This window comes from Shinella sp. GW821-FHT11G07 (genome assembly GCF_058808115.1).
In genome coordinates, this window is sequence record NZ_JBXARJ010000004.1 from 397,400 (window position 1) to 424,121 (window position 26,722).

Consider the following 26,722-nt stretch of genomic DNA (forward strand, 5'->3'; position numbering starts at 1 on the left):
CATGGCGGCGCAACCCGTCCTTATCGATGATCCAGCCGACCCGCGCATTGCGGGTTTTGTGTCGATCCGCGAACGCGACCTGACCGGTCGCGACGGCCTGTTCATCGCCGAGGGTACGGTGGTGCTGCGCATGCTCGGCGCGGCGCCGGCACGGGACAATGGTTTTGCCGCCGAGGCCTTCCTGCTTCTCGAAAACCGGCTGGCCGGCATTGCGGACGTACTGGCGACCTTTCCGCCTACCGTGCCAGTCTATGTGGCCTCGGCGGCAGTCTTCGATGCCGTCGCCGGTTTCAACATGCATCGTGGCGTGCTGGCGCTCGGCCGGAAGCCTGCGGCACAGAGGGGAGAATCACTCCTCGAGCGCCTGCCGGAAACGAGCCTCGTCCTTGCCGGCTGTGGCCTGTCCAACCATGACAATGTCGGTTCGATCTTTCGCAATGCCGCTGCCTTTGGCGCAGATGCGGTTTTTCTCGACGAGATGTCCTGCGATCCGCTCTACCGCAAGGCCATCCGCGTGTCTGTCGGCTCGGTGCTGACGGTACCGTTTTCGCGCGGCCTTGATGCGCAGACCATGCTGCGCGGGCTGGCGGAGGCGGGGTTTGAAATCTGGGGGCTTTCGCCGCGTGGCGAGGTCGCCGTGGCGGAGATCACTGCGGCCCGGCGCATTGCGCTTGTGCTCGGCACGGAAGGCGAGGGGCTTGCCGAAAGCATCCTTTCCTCCTTCCGCACGGCACGCATTCCGCAGCGACCCGGGCTCGACAGTCTCAATGTCGCGACGGCGAGCGGGATCGCGCTGTATCAGATCGCTCTCGCCATGGGCCGGGTCGGGTAGAGTGAACTCAGTTCTCGTCTTGCCCAATCTGCGCGCGGACGCGCTGGGCAAGGCTGTTTTCGTCGCCGTCAAGAGCAGGGTCGATCGAGGCGATGAGGTCGTGCACCGGTGAGCCAGCGCCCTCTCGGGCGGCGGTGAGCACGATCATCTTGCTGGCAAGATCGGCCATTTCTTCGCGCAATGCGGCATCGTTTTCGCCGGTCTTTGCGGCCATCAGCCGTTCGGAAAGCGCCGTGCCCTGATCGCGCACATGCTCTTCCAGCGCGACGATATCGATGGGCGGTGGTGTCACCTTGTCGGACCGGCGCTGGGAGAGACGGCTTGTCACCGTGGCGCGGGCGGTCCCGGCCGAACGGACGGACTTCGCCGCTTCCTTGTTTTCAACTGTCAATGTCTTCACCTTGTCGCGCAGGCGGTTGACCTCCGCGATGCGCCTCTCGATAGCATTGTCCTTGTCGGCGCTTCCGGCGAGTTCCCGCGTCAGCCGGGTTTCCATCTGACGCACGCGGGCCTCCTCCCGGGCGAGCCGAACTTCCAGCGCTTTCGCATTCTGGCTCGTCGACTTCAAGTCCTCACGCAGCTTGTCACGCTCGTCCTTGAGATTGCCGATCCGGCTCTTCAGGTTTTCCATCGCCGTATCGCGGGTGGCGAGGTCGATCTTCATGTCGTCGATATCGGCGCGCAGGTGTTCGATGCTGGAGTTCAGCTTGTCGACCTCGGCCGCGCGGCCCCTGGCCTCCCGGTCGGCGGTTGTGAGAGCGACCTTCAGCTGTTCGCTCTTCAGCTCCTCGCGCCGGAGGGCGGAGCGCATGTCGCCGGCCTCGATGTTCATGTCGGCGAGCTGGGCGTGCAGTTCGGCATTTTCCGTGCCGATCGTGGCGGCCTGGGCGAGCAGCTTCTCGTTCCTCACCATTTCCAGCGTGTGTTTTTCTCGCTCGCGGCGCACGCTCTGGGAGAGCCGGGCATTTTCGGTCGCAAAGGCCGCGCGCGCCATATCCTTCTGGGCGCGCACTTCCTGCGGGCTCAGCGGCATGGTGGCCTTCATGCGGGCTTCGGTGAACTTGACGATGCGCTTCTGGATTGCCGGAGCAACGAGCAAACCGGTCAGTGTGGCGGCGAGAAAGCCGAGCGCGAAGAGAAGGGCGTACTCGATCACGGGTCACTCGTTCCAAAACGGGTCTCGGACGAGAACACTATAGCGGCTCGTCCGAACTTGCACAGGGGTTGTCTCTGCGAAATACACTCTCGGTTAACCTGACGGACGAGAGTGCCTTTTCATTCGCTCAGAAGGGGTTCCAGGTCGGCTGGCGCGTCAGCTTCAGGTAGCCGGCATTGATGCCGAGGCGGGCGCCGACGCCAGTGCGGATCGGCACGAGCACGACGTCGCGGTTGACGTTGACCTGCATGCCGACGCCGGCGACCAAATAGGCCGAGCCGGAAACGCCGCCGTAACGCTCATAGAGCGCGTTGACGTCAGGCAGGTTGTAGACGAGCATCATCGTGCGGCTGCCCTGGCCACCCCAGTCGAGGCCGAGCGACGGCCCCTGCCAGAACACCGAGTGCTGGCCGGCATTCTTGGTGTTCAGCGTGCCTTCGCCATAGGTCAGGCCCGCGACGAAGGCGCCGGACCCTTCCTGGCCAAGGATATAGCCGTTTGGCAGGCCGTAGGATTCGAAGGCGCGTTCCACCACCTTTGCCAGGCCGCCGGAGGTCGAGCCGAAGAATCCGTGACCGGCGTCGACGATTTCCTGCATGGAATATTGGTTGCTTCCCTGCTGCGCCTGAGCCGGCAAAGCGAGGAGTAGCGCCAAGAATGTTGCTGTTACGATCCTGAGCACCATCGTGACCAGATTTGAAATAGCCATGTCCCGTTCGCCTTTCTTCATGTATCGGCCCCGTTCATGTAGCAATTTGATCTGATCGTCTTAACAATCGGTTTACCAAATGTGGTGTCATTATGGCTGTCTTTAAATCGGGCACGCCTCGCGCAATTCTGACGTGCTATGCGTCGCGGAGACTGCCGCGAATGTGCCCTTGTCAAGCCGGCTGCGTTGAACGAACACGTGGACCTGGGAGAAATTTATGGCGAAAAATCTGAATCTTACGCTTGCCGGTCCCGATCTGGCAGCGCTTCTGTGCAGCCGCGTCTGCCACGATGTCATCTCGCCCGTCGGTGCGATCAACAATGGTCTCGAGCTGCTCGACGAGGGTGGTGCCGATTCCGAGGCGATGGACCTCATCCGCACCAGCGCGCTGAATGCTTCCGTCCGGCTGAAGTTCGCACGCCTGGCTTTTGGCGCATCCGGCTCCGTCGGCGCGTCGATCGATACGGGTGAGGCTGAGAAGGCCGCGCGCGACTTCGCGGCTGCCGAAAAGAAGACGGAAATCACTTGGTCGGGTCCGCGCGCCATCGTCGCGAAGAACCGGGTCAAGCTGTTGCTCAACCTGTTTCTCGTCGCCTACGGCGCCATTCCGCGCGGCGGCTCGATCGACGTCACGCTTGAAAACCCGGAATTCGATGCCGTCTTCAAGCTTACGGCCAAGGGCCGCATGCTGCGCGTGCCGCCCAAATTCGCGGAAATCCTCTCCGGCACACCGGAAGAGTCCGTCGATGCCCATTCGATTCAGCCCTATTACACGGTGCTGCTCGCCGATGAGGCTGGCATGGAGCTCGACGTGACGGCGAGCCCCGAGGAAATCGTCTTCTCGGCCCGGATGGCTCCAGCGGCGGAGTAAGACAACAGCGGCCAAGGTATCGTTAACCATGGCCGCTAACGTTTTGTTTGCCAGCCGTCGATAGAGTTGCAAGCTGTATCGTTCCCGCGCATCACGAGCGGGAGAGCTAGGAGCAGCGAATGCAGCGGTTGATGATCGCCGATGGTTCCGACGTCGTCCGGAAGGTCGGCAAGCGTATTCTCTCCGGCTTCAATTTCCTCGTGCTGGAAGCCTCGAGCTCGCTCGAAGCGCTGGTTCGCTGCGAGGCGGAGCTGCCCAACATTCTCATCGTCGATTCCACGATGGATGGCGCACTGGAGCTGATCGGCAATATCCGCAACCTGCCGCAGGGCAAGTCGGTGCGCATCTATTACTGCGTGGTCGAGGCGGACCTGAAGAAGATGATGATGGGCAAGCGCGCCGGTGCGGACGATTTCCTGCTGAAACCGTTCGACCGCAAGATCCTGACCCAGGTGTTCAGCAGCCTTTCTATCGCGGCCTGAACGCGCTCCCTGATACGAAGCCACCCACCAACGCGGCAGTTCGCAAGAACTGGCCGCGTTTTTGTTTGCCCTCTTGCCGCATTCCCGCAGGCAAAGAAAAACCCGCCTGCAAAGCGGCGAGTTTGAATTTCTTGAGCGGAGAGGGGGCCTATCAGGCGCTTTCGGCGAAGTCGCCTTCGGGTTCGCGCAGCACATAGCCGCGGCCCCAGACCGTCTCGATATAGTTCGCGCCGCCGGCGGCGTTTGCGAGCTTCTTGCGCAGCTTGCAGATGAAGACGTCGATGATCTTCAGTTCCGGCTCGTCCATGCCACCGTAGAGATGGTTGAGGAACATTTCCTTGGTGAGCGTCGTGCCCTTGCGCAGCGAGAGCAGCTCGAGCATCTGGTATTCCTTGCCCGTCAGGTGCACGCGCTGGCCGCCGACTTCGACGGTCTTGGCGTCGAGGTTGACGATGAGCTCGCCCGTCGAGATGACCGACTGGGCATGGCCCTTGGAACGGCGCACGATGGCGTGGATGCGGGCAACGAGTTCGTCCTTGTGGAACGGCTTCGTCATATAGTCGTCGGCGCCGAAGCCGAGGCCGCGCACCTTGTCCTCGATGCCGGCCATGCCGGAGAGGATGAGGATCGGCGTCTTGACCTTGGACAGGCGCAATGTCCGAAGAACCTCGTAACCCGACATGTCGGGGAGATTCAGATCGAGCAGGATGATGTCGTAATCATACAGCTTGCCCAGATCGACACCTTCCTCGCCGAGGTCGGTGGTGTACACATTAAAACTTTCGGACTTCAGCATCAATTCGATGCTCTGCGCTGTCGCGCTGTCGTCCTCAATAAGTAGAACCCGCATATCTGTCCCCTTTTCCGCCGCTCAAGGTACCTGGCCCCCTACGCGATACGGATCCAGTCGTTGCCTGATTTGGAGGCTGCCACGAAATGGTTAACAAATCCTGATTCACTTTGGCAAGGTGTATCGATCTGTTAATTATTTTAGGCAGCTCCCTGATTTCATGGATGAATCAGAAATGTGACTCTTAAACTGTCTCTTTAAGACACACATCTAACTGACTCTTTCGACTCATTAATGCGCCCCACCTCTTTTTTAGCGAACCGCATTTACTGAGCCTTAAATCATCGAACCTATGATTAACGATGCCCGTAAACGAAAGGTTACCAGCGGTAGGGTTTTATTAATATCGCTAGATTTTTTCGTGGGCTCGGCGTGTTTGGCCGGGTTTCGGGCGAAAATGTCGGCTTCCGGCGTGCGATGATCGTCGTGCTTCGGGTGCTGATTTGAAATGCCGGGTGACCGTTCGCCACATGTTTCGGTGGTCGATCACCTTAATGCCGGGGTCTCGCTATCCACGGGAGTATTGCGTATGAAGTCGCGTGAGAGCCTAGTTCGCCTGAAGGAATTTCAGGTGAAAGACAAGAGACGGCAGCTGGCCCAGCTTCAGTTGATGATGTCCGAATTCGAACGGATGTCGAAGGAACTGGAAAGCCAGATCGCCATCGAAGAAAAGAAGTCCGGGATCACTGATTCCAACCACTTCGCCTATCCCACCTTTGCCAAGGCGGCGCGGCAGCGCTCCGACAACCTTCAGGTCTCCATCCGGGAACTGAAGGTGCAGCAGGATGCGGCGGAACTGGCACTGGAAGAGGCGGATGCGGAGTTCGCCAAGGCGTCTGCACTGGAAGAGCGTGACAACGCGGTTCGGATGCGCGCCTGACCTGACCCAACTCTGAAGAACCCTCGCGAGCGGCCGGAAGACCGCTCACGAGGGCTCTTCGTGTTGCGTCAGACATCGACGACGTCGTGCCATTCCTTGTGGCGCAATGCCTGGGCGCGGAAAAACGGGCAAAGCGGCATGATCTTCCAGCCGCCCTTGCGGGCCGCCTCCACGGCATAGGCCGCTAGCGCCTGGCCGACGCCCTTGCCGCGTAGGGCATCCGGCACGCCGGTGTGATCGACGATGACGAGCTTTGGCGAGGTGCGGGAATAGGTCACTTCCGCCTCGTGACCCTCGACGACGGTATAGTAGCGGCCCTTCGAGCCGGTTTCAGCGCTGAGAATTTCCATGACGGCCTCGCTGTCGTTGCGTTGACGCCATCCTTTCCTGTCTCGTGCCGTGCTGCAAGGCAACGGGATGTGAACGCAGTGTGCTGCATCCTGATCGGGTGAATGTTATGCAGGGCGCATCGAAACTGCGATGTGTGCCATGATCCTTGTCGTTCCCGCTTTCCTCGTTCTCTCCGCACTGTTTCTGGCCTTCGGCCTCGTCCTGCCGCTCGTGCGCTTTGAAAAGCTCTATTTCTTCGACGAAACGCCTTCGCTGATCGACATTGTCGTCTCGCTTTGGGAGCAGGGGAGTGGCGGGCTTGCGATACTCGTGGGGCTTTTCTCCATCGTTTTCCCGGTGATGAAGCTCTTCGGCATCGCATTGGAAGCGACTGCGCCGGCCCAGCCTGGCGGCCGGGCAAACTGGATCGCGCGGCTGCTGCCGATCCTCGGAAAATGGTCGATGATGGACGTGATGCTGGTGGCGCTGGTCATTGTCGCGGCGAAGACCAGCGGCATGGCTTCGGCTTTCACCCAGCCCGGCCTCTGGTTCTATGCGGCTTCGGCAATCATGACCGGCCTGCTGCAAATGCGGCTGCAGCCCGTCTCCAAATGAAACAGCAGCCGCACTGGGTACGGCTGCTGTGGTCTTGATCCGGAAATGGCTAGTGGCGGTACTGCTGGATGCGCGTGGTGCGCAGGCCGGCAAGACCGTGATCGTTGATGGACGACTGCCAGGACAGGAATTCTTCGACCGTCAGCGTATAACGCTCGCAGGCTTCTTCGAGGCTCAAAAGCCCGCCGCGCACGGCGGCGACGACTTCTGCCTTCCGGCGAATCACCCATCGCCGCGTATTGGCCGGCGGCAGATCGGCAATCGTAAGAGGGCTGCCATCGGGGCCGATGACGTATTTAACGCGGGGTCGTATCAGTTCGGTCATTGGACTCTCTACATAAACTCAAGACCATATGGCGGGACTTTAGCCTGCCACATTTAAGATTTGCCTAAGCGCGCAGTAACAATTTTCTAATCATTTGAGCGGCTTCACCGGTATGATCACACTTGCGAAGCACCGGGTTCCCTTACGTTTGCCTGTGTGCCCATGCCCGACGGTCGCATGGGAGCTATGCGAATATTTCATTTCTATTTTATTCAAACGCTGCTAATACGCCCCCAAATTTAGGGGGTCGCATCGGATCGATGCACGGAAGCTCCCAGGAAGCATCCAAATGAATTCCCTCCGCGCGCCGTCTCCCTCTGGGATATGGCCGCGAGCGGCGTTTTTCGTCGTCGCTGGCTAGAAGGGGTGCTCCTGAAATTTTCCGAACCGAGAATGCACACGAGCCCGGCGCGACGCGCCGGCTGTTGGAAGCGGAAAATGAGAGATCCAGACAACATGCTCCTGCAGCAGGGTTGGTCGCCCGAATTCTTGTCCACGGCCAACATCGATTCCGTGCAGACCGAGTATGAGGTGCTGCACCTCATGCGCCAGTGCGCCAGTCACTTCCGCTTCAGCCATTTCCTGGTGTCGCGTTTTCCGGCCAATGCGCAGCAGCGTTTTTCCGAACGCCTGCTCGTCAGCAACTGGCCGGCCGATCTCGTGCGCAAGTACGATGCGATGAACCTCTTCCATGTCAGTCGGCTCGCAGTCGAGACCGGCATGACGAAGTTGCCTGTCCAGGGCGACAGTTCGCTCTTCGCGCCCTCGGATTGGGGGAATGTTCAGGTGGCCGAGGCGATCGCACTTTCCGAAAGCCACGGTCTTTCCGGCTCGACGGCCTTCCTGCTGCACTCCACGACGTCGGACCCCTATCTGATGGTGTTCTCCGGCGCGCGCGTGCCGCTTGCTCGTCCAGAGCTGGCGGAGCTGCATTTCGCTGCCCTCCAGCTGTTCGAATGCCTCGAGAAGACGTTCGTTGCGGCGACCGCGGGCCGTGAAAAACTGTCCAGCCGCGAGGTGGAGTGCCTGCGCTGGGCGGCGGCGGGCAAAAGCAGCGACGAGATCGCCATCATTCTCGGCATCTCGGTCTATACGGTGAGCAGCTACTTCAAGAGCGCGACCCGCAAGCTTCAGGCCGTCAACCGCATGCAGGCGATCGCCATCGCGTTGCGTCTTCGCCTCATCTGAGGTTGGTTTCTGGCAGGATGCTCTGTCGCTGACCGGAGGGTGTTCCTCTGCCCGGTCACAAAGACGAGGTTTCCGGCCTTCCCTTGCTCTCGGAGCGGCAAGTTTCTATATGTCGCTCGAAGGATGCTCTGCCGATCGCGGAGCGCCGCAACGGCCGGCTTCGGCCCCAATGGAGAGGTGTCCTGCGGTAGGATACGCAGCACCGGAACGGACCTCGCGTGAACAGTCTCGATTTTGATCGCAAGCCGGAAGATACGCGCGTCGTCGTTGCCATGTCGGGCGGCGTCGACAGTTCGGTGGTGGCCGGGATCCTGAAACGCGAGGGCTACGATGTTCTCGGCATCACCCTGCAACTCTATGACCATGGCGCTGCCGTGCACCGTGCCGGCTCCTGCTGCGCCGGCCAGGACATCGACGATGCGCGCCGCGTCTGCGAAACGCTCGGTATTCCTCACTATGTTCTCGATTACGAAAAGCGCTTTCGCGAAACGGTGATCAATCCTTTCGCCGAAAGCTACATCGCCGGCGAAACGCCGATCCCCTGTGTCGCCTGCAACCAGACCGTCAAGTTCGCCGACCTCCTGGCCACCGCCAAGGAGCTTGGCGCAGATGCGCTCGCCACCGGCCACTACATCCGCTCGCGCGCCAACCCGACGCCGGACGCGCCGCAGCACCGGTCGCTCTATCGCCCCGTCGATGCGGAACGTGACCAGAGCTACTTCCTCTTCGCGACCACCCAGGAGCAGATCGACTACCTGCGCTTTCCGCTCGGCCATCTCTCGAAGGCCGAAACCCGGGCGCTCGCCGAAGACATGGGCCTCGTCGTCGCCAAGAAGGCCGACAGCCAGGACATCTGTTTCGTGCCGCAGGGCAAGTATACCGACATCGTCAACAAGCTGAAGCCGAATGCGGCCCTGGCCGGTGAGATCGTGCATATCGACGGCCGCGTGCTCGGTCGCCACGACGGTATTTTGCATTATACGATCGGCCAGCGCCGCGGCATCGGCATCGCGACCGGCGACCCGCTCTATGTCGTCTATCTCGACGCACGCTCGCGCCGCGTCATCGTCGGTCCCAAGGAGGCGCTGGAAACGCGCCGCCTCTACCTGCGTGACATCAACTGGCTCGGTGATGACGCCCTCGAGGTCGTGGCCGCCAAGGGCTTCGATTGCTACGCCAAGGTGCGCTCCACCCGCCCACCGCGCCCCGCGCGCCTTGAGGCCAACGAGAGCGGCATCTATGTCGAGCTTGCAGAAGGCGAAGCGGGCGTCGCGCCCGGCCAGGCCTGCGCCCTCTATTCCGGCGAAGGCGAGGACGCCCGCATCTACGGCGGCGGTTTCATCCTGCGCTCGGAGCGGGAAGCCGCGGCAGAGGATGCCCTCAAGCGCATTCTGTCGACCCCGGTCGCGGCCTGAAACGCCTTGTCCGCCAAAGCCTTTGCGGACAAAGCAATTTTTCTCAGAACCTCGCTTGACACCCGCGGGAACAGCACCTTATAAGCCGGCCACCGGACGGAAACGGACATCGTTCTTGATCCTCCCTTCGGGCGGCGGAGTAGCTCAGTAGGTTAGAGCAGAGGAATCATAATCCTTGTGTCGGGGGTTCGAATCCCTCCTCCGCTACCATTTTTTTCCAATAAAATCAAAGGCTTACGGCATTTCGGCTTGAGATGCGCATGTTGCGGTCGGTAACAAATTTGGGTTCATACCCTCGCAATACCCCAGTTGGCGGAAATGTAGGTGGTTTCTGGCGTTGTCCACAAAATTGGGTGGTGAGTTTATAAATCGCCGGTTTCGACTCAATGATTCAGAACCCTCGCCAGCACCTTAACCTGGTCGAGGTTTAAATGGACATCCTGTCCATCGGCATTGATCCAAAGCGCTGATGACGTCATGTCCTTGTAGGGCCTGCTGGAGACCTGCAAGCCGCAAGGTTTTTCGTACGCATATTGGAAGCTGATCGTCTGAAACCCTCTGGAGGTCGTGCCGCGTTTGAAGCCGCGTGATAGCCTTGGCCTTCTCATATCAGCCCTACTTTGCGATAAAGATTCTCCCACATCTCGACAGACATGTTCAGCTCTTCAGCCAGACGATTGAGATGTGAGCCATAAATGATATCCCGGCCGTCGATGATTTCTTCCAGAGTGCTGTGCCTGGCGAACCAGGCGTCGTTTGCTGGCGACCATACCAGCGCCTCACTCGCAGGTGCCGCCTGACCTTGACCAGACGGGTGCCGGACTGGTTACCGGCGTGGTGAGGTTATGATTGTCCCGTCGGCTGAAATTTCAAAGGAGATTGTGCGGCCAGGATGGATTCGAATCACCGTACTCGTCGAGTGACTAAGTCGACGCCTTGCATCCGTCCGATCAGTCTAATCAGCGAATGCTATGTCCATGCCTGTGATGGGCATGCGTCCAACCGGGCTTAGCTACCGGCCGCAATACAAGCATTCGTCTTCAGCATACCTATGTCAAACGCCGAAAGCTAATATGTATTATAAGACATATTCAGCAACAAATATGCATCTTAAGACATAAATTAACGAAACCTACATTGCTACATCCGAAATCTATTTTAATTCATTTTAGGTTGATCTAGAATCCCCATATCGTTGACTGGATCAGGTGATACGAAGCCGGAGAAATTGTTGACATGGCGGACAATAACATCAGTTTTTTTGACGCCGTCCACTGGATGCATGCGAACTGGAACCCGGTCAAGGATTGCCATGACCTCGGCCTGCCTGCCGTTTATGTCCGTGACAACAAGGTCGTCTGGCAATTTCCTGGCGGCGAAATCTCGTCTGATATCGATGCCGGTGACCGTGCTCTCTCCATCCTGAATTCGGCTGCAAAGGGCGAGCAGGCGGACATGGCTCGGCACATCCAGACTCGATATGAGGCGATGACAGGTCAGGATTCAGGAGGTGCTACGAGCGTTGATTGGGATGCGATCATGGACGAGATCGGCATGGAAGAGCTGGACGCCGGTCTCTCAACCGATCTCGACACGGTAATTACGCGGGCTCATAAAATTGTCGATCAGGCGATTTCGAACCAGAGGTTGGCCGGGCTGCCGTCCGATCCGGCGACGGTCGCGATGACTGCAAAAGTGGCCGCCGGACTAGTATCTGACGAAGAACTGCAGGCCTGGGTCGACGAGCGGATAGTGGAGATCAAGCGCGATGAAAAATAACCAGGAACTACGTGATCGCCTGCGCCTAAAATACATCCCATTCGATCCGACGCCTGAGCTGATCGCCGAGGTGGAAGCTTTCCTTTCGATGTCGGATGCGGAACGGTCGCATAAGCTGGAAACTGCATACAACGAAGAAGCCGAATTTCTCATCTCGATAGAGACCGCCCGCGTGCTCTACAAGGCACCCATCGACCGCCATCATGGCTCGATTACGCAGGTCAAGGTCGATGCATATCCTGAGCGCTACAGATGACCGATCTCCCTAACACGCATCCACTGGTTCGGTATTCACGCGGCCAGATCAGCCGTCAGGTCGCCATCCAGCGGCTGAAGGTCCGCGATTACGCAACGCTGCTCGTAGCCCTCGGCGACGCTGATCTGCCGATGCCAATACCGTCGGATGAGCAGATCAAGAAAGAGGTCGAGACCTTCCGAATGATGATGAGGACATGAATCTCGAAGGTTTTCTCGTCTGGTCCGCCGAGCAGCCGGACCGATACGAATTCGTTGACGGCAACGCGCTGCCTCTGCCCGGATCGACACAGCAGAGGGCAGCTCTCAAAGCCGACATTCTGGCTGCCCTGCATGCCAGAAACAGAGACACAGGCTACCGCGTCTACTCTTCGATCCGCATTGTGCTGCCGTCGATCCACGAGGTCAGATATCCCAGCATTGTTGTCGATGCTGGACCGTACATCCCTGAAGCTACAGAGCCCTCCAAGCCGGTCCTGGTCGTAGATATCGGGCGTCATCGCGACTGGTCAGCTCTGCCAGGCGCACGGTATCTGTATGTAACCGATGATGCTGATGCAGACGCTGCTAGCGAAAAGGCGATTTCAATGATCGAGGAAAGATGACACTGTATGATGAGGATTACGTCGCCTGGACCCAGCAGCAGGCTGCTCTGCTACGCTCTATGCCGGACCACGGTGACCTTGATATTTCCAATCTCATCGACGAAATCGAAGGCCTCGGACGGAGTGCCATCGCCGAATTATCTGCCTGCATCCGTCGCATCCTGTCCGGTCTCATTGACATGTCTCTGGAGCCCGGCGCGATAAGTGCGGAAGATATCTATTCTGCTCAATCGGATGCGCTCATCCGCGCCGATGGCGGCGTCTGGCGGCATGTCGATCTCGATAAGACCTGGAGACTATCTGTGCGGTCGATGCCGGGGTTTCCTGATCGATGCCCGCTGACAATCGAGCAGCTTCTGTCGGAGGATTTCAACGTCGATCAGGCACTTGCTTTGATCCGATCTTGATTCTTCAGGCGCGAAAGAACAAAAAGTGAACTATGCGCCATCGTCGAGGTATCGATTTTCCGAGGAGCCAGCCGGTCGAAAAGATTGACCGTGAGACGACGTTTGAATCCTTGCAGCAGTGGTACGAACTCGGCGGCCTTTGCAGCAATTGCAACCGCGAAGGATGGCTAGATCGCTATGAACTGGCGCGACGGTTCTCGTCTCGATGCTACCTGCATTCGCTTGAGCGGCTTCTGCGGTGCCTGGGTTGTGGTCATAAAGGCGGCGGCAATCAATTTATCGTCCGAAAGTTGTCGCGATGCTCAGGAGACGCCTGCGCCCATGCCTGCACCACCCTCTCCGGCGACGACAGCAGATAGTCCGCCGCACGCTGCTGTCCAGCTGCCGCTTCCTTAGCCTCGTGTGCCTCATCGACATCCGGCAGATCGAGCCGCGCAGGCGGCATTACTGTGCCGCCACCGCCGCCTGGCAGCAGGCCTAGGAAGCGCTGCCAGCACCATTCAAATCCCTTCAATCCGCCTTCGGCCAGCCGTGCCATTGTCATCAAGATTGCCATAAAAAATGCTCTCATTTCCTTCACTCCCTTATTCTCATGAGAATAAGGAATCGTGAGCGTCTATAAAGCATTACACAAATCGCGCGGAAATAAATTACACGATTGAAAAATATTTAGTTGACGAACCCTGATATTATTAGGCGTCGTTATTTTACAATTACACGAAGGCACTTGCGCCAACAAAAATTACACCAGACAATTTTCTTGTCGAGATCATCCGGCAGGGAGAAATGCAATGGGAAGATTTAGATCATTTACTGTTCGGCCGCCGAAGCCGAGCTTTACGAAACGCGCAATCGAAATTTGGACTACGCAACTGGTCAACAGTTTTGGCGACCGGAATACTCGGCGAGACGACGCTGCGGAATGGCTGGATGTCAGCCGCAGGACAATCGATGCGTGGTGCTCAAAATCCGATCCGCGTGTGATCTCGGCGGGAATGTTGATGGAGTTGGCGATTGGCGCGACGATCAATCAGGCACCGCTACTTCCATCCGACATGATCTACGATGTCGTATGCGACGGCGAGATCATCACTACACAGCGCGACGTCGCGCACGCCGCCTACATCGCCGACTTGCGTGGATATGAAGTCGTGCGCCGCGACGGTCGGCCGGTGGAGATGACCGAGGAGCAGCAACTGCGATCACGCCTGCGCAAAATCATCGCATCCGGGCAGATTACGCTCAAGCAGATGTCTGAGATCGTCGGCGGAGATGAGTACGGTGTCGTCGACAGGATTGTTGAGCTGCGGAGTCGGACACATAAAATCCTGCACGACTTCCAGCTCGACCGAGTCGACCTTCACGTCCGCCGACATACCATCGGCGAATGGCCTTGGGTGACGGGAGATGCAGCATGAGAAAGGCTATACCTCTTACAAGCACCGTCACAGACGTCGGCGTCGTAAGCCCGGAGCATGCCCGTTTCCTGGCATCCTTGAACCGAGCAATCGAGCGCACCTTGGCCTCTGGCAAAATCAAAATCCGTCCGCACGGTGAGCGGCAGGCAGCACCAATGCCGACCGAAAGCACAGCTGACGGCCGCCCTGTCGACGGCGCATTTGTCCGTCGAGATCGAGGATCAACCGGGCCGATCAGTGAGCAAGCGGTGACGGTGATCCAGGATATGCGGGACCAGCTAAACCGGATTTCTGATCCGGCAGCGACGGCAAAAGCACCCCCTCCTCGCCGAGCACCACCGGCTCGGCCAGCGTTCAAAAGGCCGACCGCCCTAACAAAATGACGAAAAAAGCGGCCTCATTTCTGTGGCCTTTTCAATGGCTTAGAAAAAAATGCATGTCAACATTTTGCCGCCCCTTAGCAAGCCGGGGTCGGTCTTCTAGCTATGAGTGGGTGAGTAACAACGCGTAAAGGCACGCCATGACTAACCCGACCTCTGACCCTACGACTAACACGATCTTACTCAATCTTTTTGATGACGCGAAAGAATTTCCGCTGACCGTCGAAAATCTCCTGGAAGCAGCTGAACTCTACAAAGATTCAGCAATGTTCGCTTCCGACACCATCTTCGTCGGCACGCGACGCATCCATCTGACCGACATTATCGAGCTTTGCATGCCCGGCAAAAAGCGGCTCGCGAGGATCATTTACAATGATCTTTTCGATACCGTATTCGAAAAGGTGTCGGCATGAGAAAGGTAGTATCAAAGCCTAAGAAACCGACCAAAGCCGAAATTCTCGAACGCGAACGCGCAGAACGGCAGGCTTATTTTCGAGAGATTGAGCAGAGGATGAGTTTTTCGCTTAGCGCTCTTCACGAGCTTGTTGTCGCCAACCGTCCGAAGAAGAAATCACCATCGGCTGGCGAAAAATAACGCTTAAGATTTCCATCGGCGGAAGTTCTGTGTAATTATTTTGAGAAAAAAGTCGTTGACGATATAAACGATTTAAAGAGTTATACTCACGTCAACGAATTAGTTTTAGAATAGTTCTTGTGTAGTTTCCGCCGATGACTAATTATAAATTTACCAGCAAGACGCTTATGGCCGGCAAACAGAAAGATAGGAGCCGGGTAACATTGAGAGAAGGAAAGTTACAATGTTTAAGAAGCTCACCGAAATCGAAGTTGATGCAATGGTTTCTCAGATAGTCGAGGATTTGAGAATCGGAGACATCGATAACGGACTTTATCACCACACCAACAAGCTCATCCGCGCGACGATTGCCGACAAGAGTCGAAACGGCGGCTTCAAGCCGATCTGTCTATTAAAGGGCTTTGATGGATGGGTCGACGATGTTGAGGTAAAGGAAGCAGCCAACAAGGCTTATCTCGCACACGTTGAAGAGATGACGAAGACTATCGAAGATCTGTCTTGGGAAACCTACTGCAACCGCAGATTTGATAGTGTAGATGCAGCCGGATAAGAGAGCGGCCGGGTCGAAGGAACGAAAATAAAAACTTGGTTCATCATCACATCGTACAATCAAGAATGCCAATACGGATATGGCAGCGAGAAAGAAGCTGAAAGATATTGTGACATGATCGATAGTGACAAAGCCGTTTGGCACGCGACTGCTATGTCTGATGCTGAGATCGCAGAACTGAATCTTGGAGACATCTATTGCGGAGTTGGGTTCGTGTTGTGCGAAGCGATTGACGCGATGGAAGACGAAGCAGCCTGATAAACTCGGAATATCCTCAAAAACCCTGGCCTAGAAACCGGGGTTTTGCTTATTGCGCCTCGACGATCCTCTTCACCGCATCCAGTTTCGCCCGACAGTCGGCACCGGCCCGCGCGAGCTGGTCCGCAAATCGCATCAGTTCGACATCGAGAACCTGACCGAGGAGATTGAGGCGGCCGGTCGCAGCGAAATGACGGAGCTTTCGATCCTGTTGATGGGGCTGATGACGGCGATCATCAAGATCGCGATTGCCCCTCCTGGCGACGACCGGCGTCCGTGGACCGTTGAGGCATTCAACCTGAAAGGCAGCATCGAGGTCTGCCGTGACGAAGGCCTCGATGCTCATGTCGATCTGGACAGACTGTGGGCGAGGGCCTGGCAGACTGCTGTTGTCACCTTGCAGGAAACCGGCGCAATCGTTCCCGATAAAATCGATAGGTGCCCTTTGTCCATCAAACAGCTGGTCGATCCGAACCTTCATCCGCACGAGGGTGCGGCGATCATTCGCGATATCGTCCCTGATGCCTATAGGGTCTACTGGTGACAACTAACTGAAAATTACGCGATCAGTTTGACGCCGAGCCAGCACCTTTTCGGGTGTCAATTCATCTGCGAGAGCAGCAAGCTCGGATCGGCTTGAGGCGACAACCCACTGTCTCGCCATCTCGGCGGACATCCGATTGTGAATTCTTGCTATGCGCTTATGTTCGGGCCCAGCGGGACCGACTCTTAAAGACATCTGCCGTCGGCTCGGATCATCGCAAGGCGTTCCGATCATAAGCGAGCGTGGACCGAGTGCCATCAGCACCATATCATGCCCACGAGGTGTGAAATCCAGGAATGGCCGTTCACTGATCAGGAGCGGAACGGGCAGGTTGTATAGCACCAGGAATTCCCACGTCGAGAACGCTTTGAATTTCTGGCCGGTAGAACGCAGGATGTTGGCGACTGCAAATTCATGAGCCGAATTATCCGCTGTGCCTGAGGCCGTGATAGCCATGACCATGCTGTAGGCACTGCGATTGCCGAGTGCAATGCAAGCGCGGATCGCCTGATTGATCAGCTTTTCATTCGTAAAGCTCGCGAGCGTACCGGCAGCAGCTCTCTGGGAGAAGACGGCGAGCCCGTTCTCATCGACCGAAAACCAGTCTTCAAGCGCATCGTCACGTTCACCGTTTACGCGCTTCGGGACGTAGATGTAGTCAGTGATCGCGAAACTGGCTTCCCGTCCTTCCTCGAAGCAAAGGGCTCCAGTTGACAGATCGATGTAGTGAAGACCATCCTTGCTGCCTTCTCGACCCAGCCAGCTTTTTAGGAGCCCTTTGGGAACCTCGTGATTCCTGCGTTTCACCATCTGGCCCATCGCTCAGTAATAATGGTGTTCCCAGAAATCCTGGGTCGAGGGATCAATCGGGATATCTTCATCCCTCTCCATGGCCACCTTCGTCAGGGCGGCTGATTCCGTCTGAGCAAAGCTGTCAAGTCGCTCCAAGGCTTTCGCCAGCTTCTGCATCTTGGTGGATGTCCAGACGGTCTGATCGTACGGGTCTGTAGTGAACACTCCGCGCCTTGAGGCTTCCTCGAACTCCGAACGGTCGTTGTAAACGTCGATAGAGTATGGTTTGCCGTAATGTTCGCTCAACGCAAACATCTTGACGCTGGTGTACTTTAACGCACTAAGGGCATCACGGACCTTGTCGGCCAATTCCGATAGTGTTTTTTCGACGGGTTCATTCGCAACTTCCGCATACTGCTGCTGAAGCTCAGAAACAGCTTTCCGATCCTTTAGCTTCTCAGTTTCGGCCAACTGCTTCTTCAGTTTGGTGATCTGCTCCTCGTAGGCGTCTAGCTCAACCTGTGCCTCAGCCAGTTTATCTTCCATTTCCTGAAATTTTGCGGCAGGCACTGTGGTAGGGCCCGCGACCTCGGCAAGCAGCGGTTCAATGTTTTTCAGGAAATTGCGGCGCTTCGTATCCCATTTTGTTGATGTCTTTGCGTCGAGCTTGATTTCCTGACCCAGGCGATCACGCAGCTCATTGTACTTTATGTCGTCGTCGATCTTTGAAACCTGAGTACCAAGAAGGACATCCTTGACGTCGTCGTAGCCGAGGGGAGGGACCAGGATCGGGAAAATGAAGTGCGACTTCACCCACGCGGCACCAAGCTCGCTTAGGCAAAATTTACTCTCGAAGTACGAAGGCGTTAGCAGCAGAATGACGACCTTGGGCTCAAGAAGTTGGTCTTTCATGTAGGTGACGAACGTCATGCCGGTTGGAATACCGTACCCAGGGACTGAGGAGCAGAAGATTTCCGTTTCCGGCACGCCGATGCCCTGCTCGATAAGATCAACGATCTCAGCAGCGATCTTGGTGTCTTTAACGGCGTGGCTTATGAATACCGACTTGCTCATCGTTCCCTCATGCGTTGCAACCGTTGCTATATCATCAATTTCACATAAGGGACCAGACGCAGCGATTTGCGGTGGTGGAAACGAGTGTGGAGAACCCGACACCATTGTGCGAGAACATTGATGACTAAGCGGCAGCCAGTGGTATTGATCGGGCCGTGGTGTCGAGGACGGCTAGGAGACCAGGGTGAACGCGTTTGAAATCGAAGAAGCCATATCAGCACTGGCAGAGCAGCCGTTTGATGCTTCGGAATTTCCCTTTCTCTTTCTCCAGGCATTTGGCGCGAAGGAAACCACTCTTCGCCGCCTCAGAAGCGGGGACACCAATAAGTCGGATATCGGCGGTGTCCTGCAAACGACCAATATACATATCAAGGTGGCCGCGACCGGAGCGGCTACCGATGCGCTCAAAGACCTGAAATCCAGCCCAGCCACATCACGAGCCAAGGCCAAGTTCATCCTTGCCACCGACGGTGTTGAGTTCCAGGCCGAAGACTTGAATACCGGCGAGGTGATCGTCTGTGAGTATCGGAAATTTCCTGAGCTTTTTGGCTTCTTCCTGCCCCTGGCTGGAATTTCGCCAGTCAAGCAAATCCGCGAAAGCAGCTTTGACATCAAGGCCACGGGCCGTCTGAACCGTCTTTACGTCGAGCTTGTGAAGGACAATCCTGAGTGGAGCACGGCTGCACGTCGCCACGAGATGAATCACTTCATGGCGCGGCTCATTTTCTGCTTCTTTGCTGAAGACACCGACATTTTCACGAAAGAGACCCTGTTCACTGCCACGGTCGAGCAGATGAGCAGCAAGGATTCCTCCGATACACACATCGTGATCGAGGCCATCTTCAAGGCGATGAACACCCGCTCTGAGGATCGCGTCTCAGATGGTATTCCCCGTTGGGCGAACGTCTTTCCTTATGTGAACGGTGGGCTGTTTTCGGGATCGACCGATGTGCCGCTGTTCAGCAAGATTGCACGGACCTATCTGCTGCATATCGGTAACCTGGACTGGAAGAAGATCAATCCCGACATCTTCGGGTCGATGATCCAGGCTGTTGCTGACGACGACGAGCGCGGGTCGCTCGGAATGCACTACACAAGCGTGCCGAATATCCTGAAGGTCCTGAACCCGCTGTTTCTCGACGACCTTCGCGAGAAGCTGGGGGAGGCGGGCGACAATCCCCGGAAGTTGCTCAATCTCCGTAGCAGGATGTCCAAGATACGCGTCTTCGACCCTGCATGTGGTTCCGGCAATTTCCTGGTCATCGCTTATAAGCAGATGCGAGAGATCGAGGCTGAAATCAACAAGAGGCGAGGGGAGCCTGAGCGTCGTTCGGAAATCCCGCTCACCAATTTTCGCGGTATCGAGCTTCGAGATTTTCCGGCCGAGATCGCTCGGCTGGCACTGATTATCGCCGAGTACCAGAGTGACGTCCTCTATCGCGGCCAGAAGGAAGCGCTGGCTGAATTCTTGCCGTTGGATTCGAAGAACTGGATCACCTGTGGGAACGCCTTACGGCTCGATTGGCTCGGGCTCTGCCCACCCACGGGAACCGACGTCAAGTTGCACAGCGATGACCTCTTCCATTCGCCCTTGGAGCAAGCGGAGATCGATTTCCAAAATGAAGGGGGTGAGACATACATCTGTGGCAATCCGCCTTACTTGGGGGCATCGTTGCAGTCATCCGAGCAGAAAGACGATCTAGCGTCCATATTTGAGGCTTATACGAAAAACTGGAAGCTTTTGGATTACGTCGCGGGATGGTTCATGAAGGCTGCCTTGTACGGAACCTATACAAAGGCATCCGCCGCATTTGTTGCGACAAACTCCGTGTGCCAGGGTCAGCAGGTTCCGACGTTATGGCCCCTGATCTTTAAAACCGGCAACGTTATCAATTTCGCTTACACCAGTTTCAAATGGGCTAATTTGGCAAGCAACAATGCCGGGGTTACTGTTGTCATAGTCGGCTTAGCTAGTTCGGCAGGCACATCGCGCTATTTGTATTCGAATGCAGACGGGAAGGATGTTGCCCGTAAGGAAGTAGAGCATATCAATCCGTATCTCGTGCCAACAGACGATGTTTACGTGAGGCCGGAGTCTAAGCCGGTCAATGGTCTTTCACCGATGGACTACGGGAGTAAGCCAGCTGATGGGGGCGGGTTGATCATGTCCCTATTGGATAAAGAAGCTCTCGGCAAGGTCGACGGTGCAGATCAGTTCCTTGTTCCGTACATTGGAAGCACCGAGTTTATTGATGGGAAACAGCGCTTTTGTTTATGGATCGAGGACTGTCAAGTTCCGATGGCCCGACAAATTCCCGAGATAGCTTCTCGTATAGAGAATGTCAGAGGCTTTAGACAGAACAGCACCAAAAAGCCAACCCAGGTAGCCGCGCAGCGGCCACATGCTTTCTTGGAGATTCGATATGGAAGCAATGCTCGCACAGCGGTCCCATATATCGTTCCAATTCATACGAGTGAGAATAGGGAATACCTCCCTGTCGGGTTTCTAACGGTAGGAACCGTGGTGTCGAACGCTGCATTTGCAGTTTACGATGCTCCCCTATGGACGATTTCACTGATTGCTTCCCGTCTACATCTAAACTGGATCGCGACAGTGTGCGGTAAAATCAAGACCGACTATAGATATTCCAACACTTTAGGTTGGAACACCTTTCCGATTCCAAAGCTGACTGAAAAGAACAAATATGATTTGAACCGGTGCGCCGAAGATATTCTTCTTGCACGCGAGGCTCATTTCCCTGCAACGATTGCCGACCTCTACGATCCCGAGAAGATGCCCGCCGACCTTAAAGCAGCGCATGATCGGAACGATGAGGTGCTGGAAGCTATCTACATCGGCCGACGCTTCAGGAACGACACCGAGCGCCTGGAAAAGCTGTTCGAACTCTATACGAGAATGACATCCGGAAAACCGACGAAGTCCGGCAACATCAAGATGAAGGCATAAGTCATGAGCAACGAGAAATCCGTCCCGTCCGTCTCTGTCACTTATGCGCAGAACGGCAATTCCACCAAACCTAACGAGCTGGGAATGCGCGTTATGCAGGAGCGCGCCTACGAAAAGCGGGGAGAGCAGTACCTGCTGATCAAATCGCCCCCCGCTTCCGGCAAGAGCCGGGCACTGATGTTTATCGCGCTCGACAAGCTCCACAACCAGGGCGTTCGCAAGGCCATCATCACTGTGCCGGAAAAATCCATCGGATCGAGCTTCGCGGACGAGCCCCTTTCGAAGTTCGGTTTCTGGACTGATTGGACGGTGGAACCGAAGTGGAATCTCTGCAATGCACCGGGCTCCGAGGGTGGGAAAGCAGAGGCGGTCGGGACGTTCCTCAAGAGCGAGGAGCGTATTCTCGTCTGCCCTCATGCGACCTTCCGCAACGCTGTTGAAAAATTCGGTATCGAGGCCTTCGACAACTGCCTGATCGCCATCGACGAGTTCCACCATGTATCTGCCAACCCCGACAATCGCCTGGGCGCGCAGTTGGCCGAGCTGCTGGCGCGGAACCAGGTCCACGTGGTTGCTATGACAGGCTCCTACTTCCGTGGTGATGCGGAACCTGTTCTGATGCCGAGCGACGAGGAAAAGTTCAAAAGCGTCACCTACACCTATTATGAGCAGCTGAACGGCTACAAGCACCTGAAAACGCTGGATATCGGCTACTATTTCTACGCCAACGCCTACTCGGACGACATCTTGAAGGTGCTCAATCCCGACGAGAAGACGATCATCCACATCCCTTCGGTCAATTCCCGAGAGAGCACGAAGGATAAGGTGCGGGAAGTGGAGCACATCATCGAAGAGCTGGGTGAGTGGCAGGGCACCGACCCTGTGACCGGGTTCCAGCTCGTCAAAACTCCCTCCGGCCGCACCCTCAAGATTGCTGATCTGGTTGATGACGATGCAAGCAAACGTGACCGGGTGTCGGCCGCGCTGAAGGACCCCAGTCAGAAAAACAACCGTGACCATGTCGATATCATCATTGCCCTCGGCATGGCGAAGGAGGGTTTCGACTGGATTTGGTGCGAGCATGCGCTGACGGTGGGCTACAGGTCGAGCCTCACTGAGATCGTACAGATCATCGGACGGGCTACCCGTGATGCGCCCGGTAAATCACGGGCTCGTTTCACGAACCTGATTGCTGAACCCGATGCGTCGGAGGCCACGGTCGCGGAAGCGGTCAACGACATGCTCAAAGCCATCGCAGCCAGCTTGCTGATGGAGCAGGTGCTTGCTCCGAAGTTCAACTTTACGCCAAAAGCCAAGGCCACAGGTCCGCAGGACGGTTTTGACTACGGAGATGGCGGCTACCAGGATGACAAATGCAATGTCGGCTTCAACCCTGACACCGGTGAGTTCCAGATCGAGATAAAAGGTCTGGCTCAGCCGCAGAGCAAGGAAGCCGAACGCATATGTCAGGAAGACCTCAACGAGGTGATCGCCGCATTCGTTCAGGACCGGCCGTCGATTGAGCGTGGCCTTTTTGACCATGAAATGGTGCCGCAGGAGCTAACACAGGTCAGGCTTGGCAAAATCATCAAGGAAAAGTACCCGTCGCTGACGGAAGAGGACCAGGAGGCGGTGCGACAGCATGCAGTTGCTGCCCTCAACCTGACCCAGCAGGCGAAGGCGGTTCTCAACCCGAACGAGGAAGCCCCCCAATCCGGAAATACCGCCTTGATCGACGGCGTCCGGAAGATTGCCTTGAGCGTGCTCGAACTCGACATCGACCTGATCGACAGCATCAATCCCTTCGGTGAGGCCTACAAAATCCTCGCGAAAGAGATGAACGAGGAGCGCCTGAAGCAGGTTGAGGCTATCATCACCGGCAAGAAGGTTCAGATGACACCCGAGGAGGCCCGCGACCTGGCCCGCCGTGCCCTCAAGTTCAAAGCAGAACGGAGCCGCTTGCCTTCGCTCACCTCGCCTGATCCTTGGGAACGCCGCATGGCGGAAGGCGTTGCATTCCTCGCGCGCATGAAGGCTGAGGCCGCCAATGGCTAATTTTACTGATGATGATGATGCTCTGCTCGCGGAACTTGGCGTTGAGGTAGAGGCCAAGCGCACAAGCACGCGCACGGCTGAAGAAGAGCGGGTCATTGCAGGTTTCGAAGATATTCAGCGTTTCTTCGAGACGCACAAACGCCTACCTCGCCATGGGGAAGCCGTCGATATCTTCGAGCGGCTTTATGCAGTGCGACTGGATCGCATCCGTGAAATCGAGTCTTGTCGTTCGATTGTCGAACCAATCGATCATCAGGGACTGCTCGGGGTTCAGCCGGTCATGAGCCAGGCCGACATTGAGGAGATGGACGACGATGCTCTCTTGGCGGAATTGGGAATAGAAGCGGAAGTTGCAGAAATAACGACTCTGAAGCACGTTCGCTCGGTATCGGAGAAGCGGGCGGCCGAGGAGATCGCCAACCGCGAGCGCTGCGAGGATTTTGACCAGTTCAAGCCATTGTTTGACCAAGTGCAGGACGAATTGAAATCGGGCGTTCGCACGACCCGGCCATTCGTGAAAGATGCAGGTTTCCTGAAGGCGGAGATCACCGCCGGGCAGTTTTTCATTCTCGGCGGCCAGACAGTCTATGTGGCCGAGGTGGGGGAGCCTATTAAAGCGCCAAATGGCGAAACAGATGCTCGTCTGCGTGCGATCTACTCAAATGGCACCGAGAGTAACATCCTGCTCCGGTCTCTCCAACGCGCACTCTATAAGGATGAAACTGGGCGAAGGATCACCGAACCGACTGCGGGTCCGTTGTTTGCCGACGAAACCGATGATGGCGATCTCGCCAGCGGCAAAATCTACGTCCTGCGCAGCATGTCCGAGAATCCCTTGGTCGCCCAGAACCGTGAACTTATTCATAAGATCGGGGTAACGGGCGGAAGTGTCGAGCGCAGGATCGCCAATGCGAGATTTGACGCAACTTTTCTCCTGGCGGAGGTCGAGATCGTCGCGACATACGAGCTTTTCAACATCAACAGAACAAAGCTCGAAAACGTCATTCACCGAGTATTTGGGGCGGCTCGGCTCGATATGAAGATCAAGGATCGCTTCGGTAAACCAGTCGTTCCACGGGAATGGTTTCTGGTACCGTTGTTTGTGATTGATGAAGCTGTCGAACGTATTCGGGATGGCTCGATCTCTCGATATCGATATCGGCCGGATCAGGCTGCTTTGGTTGTGGAAGACTGACAAAATACAACTATAGATAATGTTTACGTTTTCGTTTACCATCCGTGGTACGATTCCGGCCGTCCCGGGAGTGTATGATGGCTGAAACGACAATCGAATGGACCGACGCGACCTGGAATCCAGTTGCTGGCTGCACAATCATGAGCGCTGGCTGCACCAATTGTTATGCGATGCGAATGGCAGCTCGACTAGAGGCCATGGGTGTCGAAAAGTATCGTGGCCTGACGCGCAAGAGCGGCGGCAGGCCGAAGTGGACCGGTGCGCTTTACCTGGATGAAAGCGCCCTACAAATTCCCACCACATGGTCTCGCCCGAGGAATGTGTTCGTCAACTCGATGTCAGACCTCTTCCATCCGGACATTCCCACCGAGTTCGTGCGGAAGGTCTGGCGGGTTATGGCGGATACCCCTCGCCACACCTACCAAATCCTGACAAAGCGTCCTGACAGGATGGCGGAGATTTTACAGACCGGATTCCCTGTGCTCTCCAACGTGTGGCTAGGAGCCAGCGTCGAAGATGGGCGTGTCTTGCATCGGCTCGATGAGCTGAGGCAGGTCCCAGCTGCTGTCAGGTTCGTTTCCTTCGAACCTCTCATCGGCTCGGTATCCGGAGGCAATCTCAACGGAATTCATTGGGCAATCGTCGGAGGTGAATCCGGCCCAAACGCGCGGCCAATGGACCCTGTGTGGATCGACGAGATTTTTGATATGTGCACGGACGCCGACACTGCCTTCTTCTTCAAGCAATGGGGCGGTCTCAACAAAAAGAAGACCGGTCGCTCATATCGCGGGCAGACGTGGGATAATATGCCTGCGACCGCCGCTTAAGCCCTGTCGATCTGATCCGCATCGTCGGGTTTACGACGCCTCGATCCGTTCATGCGCCAAGTCTCCTTGATCTCTCCTGCCTTCCCCAACTCCACACATATGTCTTTGGCATCGGTTCTCCTCACCATGAACCGGTCAAGCATATGTGGCCAAACCTCTGAGAATGATTTCGGACAGTTCGGTAACTGCTCGCGGAGCCAGTCCTTGGCTTGAAGCTTAATGCTCGCGAATTGCGCGTCGGCCGACAATTCAGCGAAAGAAGCCGCACCCTCTGCACCGAACATGTCAGTCTGCCCGGTCTTATTCTCCCTGATCGCTTCACGGGCAGAGGCCCGCCTCATACCGTGATCCTTAAGGGCCGCGTGTTCGACATCACGATACGCAGCCAGTCCCTCAGCGCTGCGAGTTCCGTACACGATATGGAAATGGGTGCGGTCAGATATCTTCTCAATAGGGGTGCTGAGGACGTACCGAAAACCGCCAGCTTGCCGGAACTGCTCGGAGAAGAGCGCAATTATCTCTTCTTCACGCGGCAATGACGGGTCAAGGCGTTGCTGCCATCCCTGACCCAGAATGCCGTCAAAGGAGGCAAGCGTCTTCGGGTCAGATGAAGCGGTGAATCTACTGACGAAGTCGTACATGAAGTTCAGCAGAACTTCGCCGGGCGCGTGCTCAAAGATGGATTTCACCTTGTCGAACTCGTAGCCGGTCCAGCCTGTTGGATCGATGAAGGTGAGGGCAAACGATCCCTCCATCGTTTTCTGAATAGGGCTTACAGCGTTCTCAAATTTCCCGTTGAACGTCTCAATGAAGAAGCTGTTGGCTGGATCGTGATGAGGGGCAACCGCCGCCTTCAATTGAGCGTAGGAATCCCGGTTCTCTTCTGAGAAGAAGCATTTGATGCGCGGTCTCTTCCCGGTGGCACGTACCTTCGCTTGGGCGTCCTTGAGCACTTCCAAGGCAATCATAAAGGAGGAGTCTGAATGATCCACCGTCCGTGATTGCCACGGTCCCGAAAAGCCATCGATGTAAGCGAGGTTCCATCCGCCATGAAGCGCCTTAAAGGCCAGCGTCTGAAGATATTTTCTTAGAATAAAATGCTTGGCTTCGGTCTGTTCACGGCCCTGATAGATACTCGTCATGGCGAATCCCGGCTGCTGATCAACTCAACCTATGACTGATTTCGAATGTCGCCAACTCGCTTAACTGCAAAACCCCATGTTTCTTCAATGATCCGCGCTGATTTCAGTCATTAGTTGATCGATCTCCGCCTGTCGGGCGGCATATGCCTTGACCTTGCCCCGTTGAAATAATCCATTTTGAAGTAAGCTCTGGCCCATTGAGAGGACCAGGGAATGAAGCGCAAC

The 26,722-nt window shown here is 56.4% G+C and carries 31 protein-coding genes and 1 tRNA gene; 23 read left to right on the top strand and 9 right to left on the bottom strand.

Features of this window, described 5'->3' with window-relative positions; all coding sequences use genetic code 11:
• Nucleotide 1: 1 nt before the first annotated feature.
• Complete coding sequence (locus AC1RT2_RS10875; protein WP_493101765.1) at nt 2-832, top strand: TrmH family RNA methyltransferase; 831 nt, start codon at nt 2-4, stop codon at nt 830-832.
• Between the two features lie 7 nt (nt 833-839).
• On the opposite strand, the gene AC1RT2_RS10880 is transcribed toward AC1RT2_RS10875, so the two are convergent.
• Nucleotides 840-1,988 (bottom strand): hypothetical protein, encoded by a 1,149-nt coding sequence (locus AC1RT2_RS10880; protein ID WP_493101767.1) that lies wholly within the window; start codon nt 1,986-1,988, stop codon nt 840-842.
• Nucleotides 1,989-2,115: 127 nt separating this feature from the next.
• Entirely contained in the window at nt 2,116-2,697 is a 582-nt protein-coding gene (locus AC1RT2_RS10885) for a DUF1134 domain-containing protein (protein WP_069061637.1), read from the bottom strand.
• Nucleotides 2,698-2,914: 217 nt separating this feature from the next.
• Between AC1RT2_RS10885 and chpT the strand changes: the two genes are divergently transcribed.
• Nucleotides 2,915-3,568 carry a histidine phosphotransferase ChpT gene (gene chpT / locus AC1RT2_RS10890; protein ID WP_069061245.1) on the top strand — a complete coding sequence of 218 codons (654 nt, stop codon included), beginning with the start codon at nt 2,915-2,917 and terminating at the stop codon, nt 3,566-3,568.
• 119 nt (nt 3,569-3,687) lie between these two features.
• Entirely contained in the window at nt 3,688-4,050 is a 363-nt protein-coding gene (locus AC1RT2_RS10895; RefSeq protein WP_069061246.1) for a response regulator, read from the top strand.
• A 151-nt stretch (nt 4,051-4,201) separates the two neighbouring features.
• On the opposite strand, the gene ctrA is transcribed toward AC1RT2_RS10895, so the two are convergent.
• A complete protein-coding gene (gene ctrA, locus AC1RT2_RS10900; protein WP_037163974.1) occupies nt 4,202-4,900 on the bottom strand; it encodes a response regulator transcription factor CtrA in 699 nt (232 codons plus the stop codon).
• 529 nt (nt 4,901-5,429) lie between these two features.
• Between ctrA and AC1RT2_RS10905 the strand changes: the two genes are divergently transcribed.
• Nucleotides 5,430-5,780, top strand: coding sequence for a flagellar export protein FliJ (locus AC1RT2_RS10905; RefSeq protein WP_069061247.1), 351 nt, complete (start codon nt 5,430-5,432; stop codon nt 5,778-5,780).
• Between the two features lie 68 nt (nt 5,781-5,848).
• Here the strand turns inward: AC1RT2_RS10905 and AC1RT2_RS10910 are convergent, their stop codons facing one another.
• Nucleotides 5,849-6,130, bottom strand: coding sequence for a GNAT family N-acetyltransferase (locus tag AC1RT2_RS10910; protein ID WP_493101771.1), 282 nt, complete (start codon nt 6,128-6,130; stop codon nt 5,849-5,851).
• A 130-nt stretch (nt 6,131-6,260) separates the two neighbouring features.
• On the opposite strand from AC1RT2_RS10910, the gene AC1RT2_RS10915 reads away from it, so the two are divergent.
• Entirely contained in the window at nt 6,261-6,725 is a 465-nt protein-coding gene (locus AC1RT2_RS10915; protein ID WP_493101773.1) for a paraquat-inducible protein A, read from the top strand.
• A 49-nt stretch (nt 6,726-6,774) separates the two neighbouring features.
• Here AC1RT2_RS10915 and sciP read toward each other — a convergent pair whose 3' ends face one another.
• Nucleotides 6,775-7,050, bottom strand: coding sequence for a CtrA inhibitor SciP (sciP, locus tag AC1RT2_RS10920; protein WP_007769470.1), 276 nt, complete (start codon nt 7,048-7,050; stop codon nt 6,775-6,777).
• A gap of 438 nt (nt 7,051-7,488) precedes the next feature.
• Here sciP and AC1RT2_RS10925 point away from each other — a divergent pair, with 438 nt between their 5' ends.
• The 8 genes from AC1RT2_RS10925 to AC1RT2_RS10960 all read left to right on the top strand — a co-directional run bounded on the left by AC1RT2_RS10925 (nt 7,489) and on the right by AC1RT2_RS10960 (nt 12,699).
• Nucleotides 7,489-8,238 carry a helix-turn-helix transcriptional regulator gene (locus AC1RT2_RS10925; protein ID WP_069061250.1) on the top strand — a complete coding sequence of 250 codons (750 nt, stop codon included), beginning with the start codon at nt 7,489-7,491 and terminating at the stop codon, nt 8,236-8,238.
• 218 nt (nt 8,239-8,456) lie between these two features.
• Nucleotides 8,457-9,653, top strand: coding sequence for a tRNA 2-thiouridine(34) synthase MnmA (gene mnmA, locus AC1RT2_RS10930; protein ID WP_493101776.1), 1,197 nt, complete (start codon nt 8,457-8,459; stop codon nt 9,651-9,653).
• A 133-nt stretch (nt 9,654-9,786) separates the two neighbouring features.
• Nucleotides 9,787-9,863 (top strand) — tRNA-Met (locus AC1RT2_RS10935).
• Nucleotides 9,864-10,889: 1,026 nt separating this feature from the next.
• Nucleotides 10,890-11,432, top strand: a complete 543-nt coding sequence (locus AC1RT2_RS10940) for an antitoxin VbhA family protein (protein ID WP_493101778.1) — start codon at nt 10,890-10,892, stop codon at nt 11,430-11,432.
• On the top strand, nt 11,422-11,688 hold the full coding sequence (locus tag AC1RT2_RS10945; RefSeq protein ID WP_493101780.1) for a hypothetical protein: 267 nt from the start codon (nt 11,422-11,424) through the stop codon (nt 11,686-11,688). Before AC1RT2_RS10940 ends, AC1RT2_RS10945 begins: the two co-directional genes overlap by 11 nt.
• Nucleotides 11,685-11,888 carry a hypothetical protein gene (locus AC1RT2_RS10950; RefSeq protein WP_493101782.1) on the top strand — a complete coding sequence of 68 codons (204 nt, stop codon included), beginning with the start codon at nt 11,685-11,687 and terminating at the stop codon, nt 11,886-11,888. Before AC1RT2_RS10945 ends, AC1RT2_RS10950 begins: the two co-directional genes overlap by 4 nt.
• Entirely contained in the window at nt 11,885-12,292 is a 408-nt protein-coding gene (locus AC1RT2_RS10955; RefSeq protein ID WP_493101784.1) for a hypothetical protein, read from the top strand. Before AC1RT2_RS10950 ends, AC1RT2_RS10955 begins: the two co-directional genes overlap by 4 nt.
• Nucleotides 12,289-12,699, top strand: a complete 411-nt coding sequence (locus tag AC1RT2_RS10960; RefSeq protein ID WP_493101786.1) for a DUF29 family protein — start codon at nt 12,289-12,291, stop codon at nt 12,697-12,699. Before AC1RT2_RS10955 ends, AC1RT2_RS10960 begins: the two co-directional genes overlap by 4 nt.
• Before the next feature lie 271 nt (nt 12,700-12,970).
• Here the strand turns inward: AC1RT2_RS10960 and AC1RT2_RS10965 are convergent, their stop codons facing one another.
• Nucleotides 12,971-13,270: a hypothetical protein gene (locus AC1RT2_RS10965; RefSeq protein WP_493101788.1), complete on the bottom strand. Its 300-nt coding sequence runs from the start codon at nt 13,268-13,270 to the stop codon at nt 12,971-12,973.
• Nucleotides 13,271-13,490: 220 nt separating this feature from the next.
• Between AC1RT2_RS10965 and AC1RT2_RS10970 the strand changes: the two genes are divergently transcribed.
• The 6 genes from AC1RT2_RS10970 to AC1RT2_RS10995 all read left to right on the top strand — a co-directional run bounded on the left by AC1RT2_RS10970 (nt 13,491) and on the right by AC1RT2_RS10995 (nt 16,444).
• Complete coding sequence (locus tag AC1RT2_RS10970) at nt 13,491-14,117, top strand: hypothetical protein (RefSeq protein WP_493101790.1); 627 nt, start codon at nt 13,491-13,493, stop codon at nt 14,115-14,117.
• A gap of 520 nt (nt 14,118-14,637) precedes the next feature.
• Nucleotides 14,638-14,910 carry a hypothetical protein gene (locus tag AC1RT2_RS10975; RefSeq protein WP_493101792.1) on the top strand — a complete coding sequence of 91 codons (273 nt, stop codon included), beginning with the start codon at nt 14,638-14,640 and terminating at the stop codon, nt 14,908-14,910.
• Nucleotides 14,907-15,092 (top strand): hypothetical protein, encoded by a 186-nt coding sequence (locus AC1RT2_RS10980; RefSeq protein WP_493101794.1) that lies wholly within the window; start codon nt 14,907-14,909, stop codon nt 15,090-15,092. The genes AC1RT2_RS10975 and AC1RT2_RS10980 overlap by 4 nt, the downstream gene beginning before the upstream one ends.
• Before the next feature lie 223 nt (nt 15,093-15,315).
• On the top strand, nt 15,316-15,642 hold the full coding sequence (locus AC1RT2_RS10985; protein WP_493101796.1) for a hypothetical protein: 327 nt from the start codon (nt 15,316-15,318) through the stop codon (nt 15,640-15,642).
• A 114-nt stretch (nt 15,643-15,756) separates the two neighbouring features.
• Nucleotides 15,757-15,900: a hypothetical protein gene (locus AC1RT2_RS10990; RefSeq protein WP_493101798.1), complete on the top strand. Its 144-nt coding sequence runs from the start codon at nt 15,757-15,759 to the stop codon at nt 15,898-15,900.
• 52 nt (nt 15,901-15,952) lie between these two features.
• Complete coding sequence (locus AC1RT2_RS10995) at nt 15,953-16,444, top strand: DUF29 family protein (RefSeq protein WP_493101800.1); 492 nt, start codon at nt 15,953-15,955, stop codon at nt 16,442-16,444.
• 3 nt (nt 16,445-16,447) lie between these two features.
• Here AC1RT2_RS10995 and AC1RT2_RS11000 read toward each other — a convergent pair whose 3' ends face one another.
• Nucleotides 16,448-17,254 (bottom strand): hypothetical protein, encoded by an 807-nt coding sequence (locus AC1RT2_RS11000; protein WP_493101802.1) that lies wholly within the window; start codon nt 17,252-17,254, stop codon nt 16,448-16,450.
• Nucleotides 17,255-17,266: 12 nt separating this feature from the next.
• On the bottom strand, nt 17,267-18,310 hold the full coding sequence (locus AC1RT2_RS11005; RefSeq protein WP_493101804.1) for a toll/interleukin-1 receptor domain-containing protein: 1,044 nt from the start codon (nt 18,308-18,310) through the stop codon (nt 17,267-17,269).
• Nucleotides 18,311-18,494: 184 nt separating this feature from the next.
• Between AC1RT2_RS11005 and AC1RT2_RS11010 the strand changes: the two genes are divergently transcribed.
• From AC1RT2_RS11010 to AC1RT2_RS11025, 4 genes are all read left to right on the top strand, one after another.
• Complete coding sequence (locus AC1RT2_RS11010; protein ID WP_493101806.1) at nt 18,495-21,278, top strand: class I SAM-dependent DNA methyltransferase; 2,784 nt, start codon at nt 18,495-18,497, stop codon at nt 21,276-21,278.
• 3 nt (nt 21,279-21,281) lie between these two features.
• Nucleotides 21,282-23,333: a DEAD/DEAH box helicase gene (locus tag AC1RT2_RS11015; RefSeq protein ID WP_493101807.1), complete on the top strand. Its 2,052-nt coding sequence runs from the start codon at nt 21,282-21,284 to the stop codon at nt 23,331-23,333.
• On the top strand, nt 23,326-24,528 hold the full coding sequence (locus AC1RT2_RS11020) for a GIY-YIG nuclease family protein (RefSeq protein WP_493101808.1): 1,203 nt from the start codon (nt 23,326-23,328) through the stop codon (nt 24,526-24,528). The genes AC1RT2_RS11015 and AC1RT2_RS11020 overlap by 8 nt, the downstream gene beginning before the upstream one ends.
• A 77-nt stretch (nt 24,529-24,605) precedes the next feature.
• Complete coding sequence (locus AC1RT2_RS11025; RefSeq protein ID WP_493101810.1) at nt 24,606-25,355, top strand: DUF5131 family protein; 750 nt, start codon at nt 24,606-24,608, stop codon at nt 25,353-25,355.
• Here the strand turns inward: AC1RT2_RS11025 and tcmP are convergent.
• Nucleotides 25,352-26,497 carry a three-Cys-motif partner protein TcmP gene (gene tcmP, locus AC1RT2_RS11030; protein ID WP_493101812.1) on the bottom strand — a complete coding sequence of 382 codons (1,146 nt, stop codon included), beginning with the start codon at nt 26,495-26,497 and terminating at the stop codon, nt 25,352-25,354. The genes AC1RT2_RS11025 and tcmP overlap by 4 nt on opposite strands.
• Between the last annotated feature and the right edge of the window lie 225 nt (nt 26,498-26,722).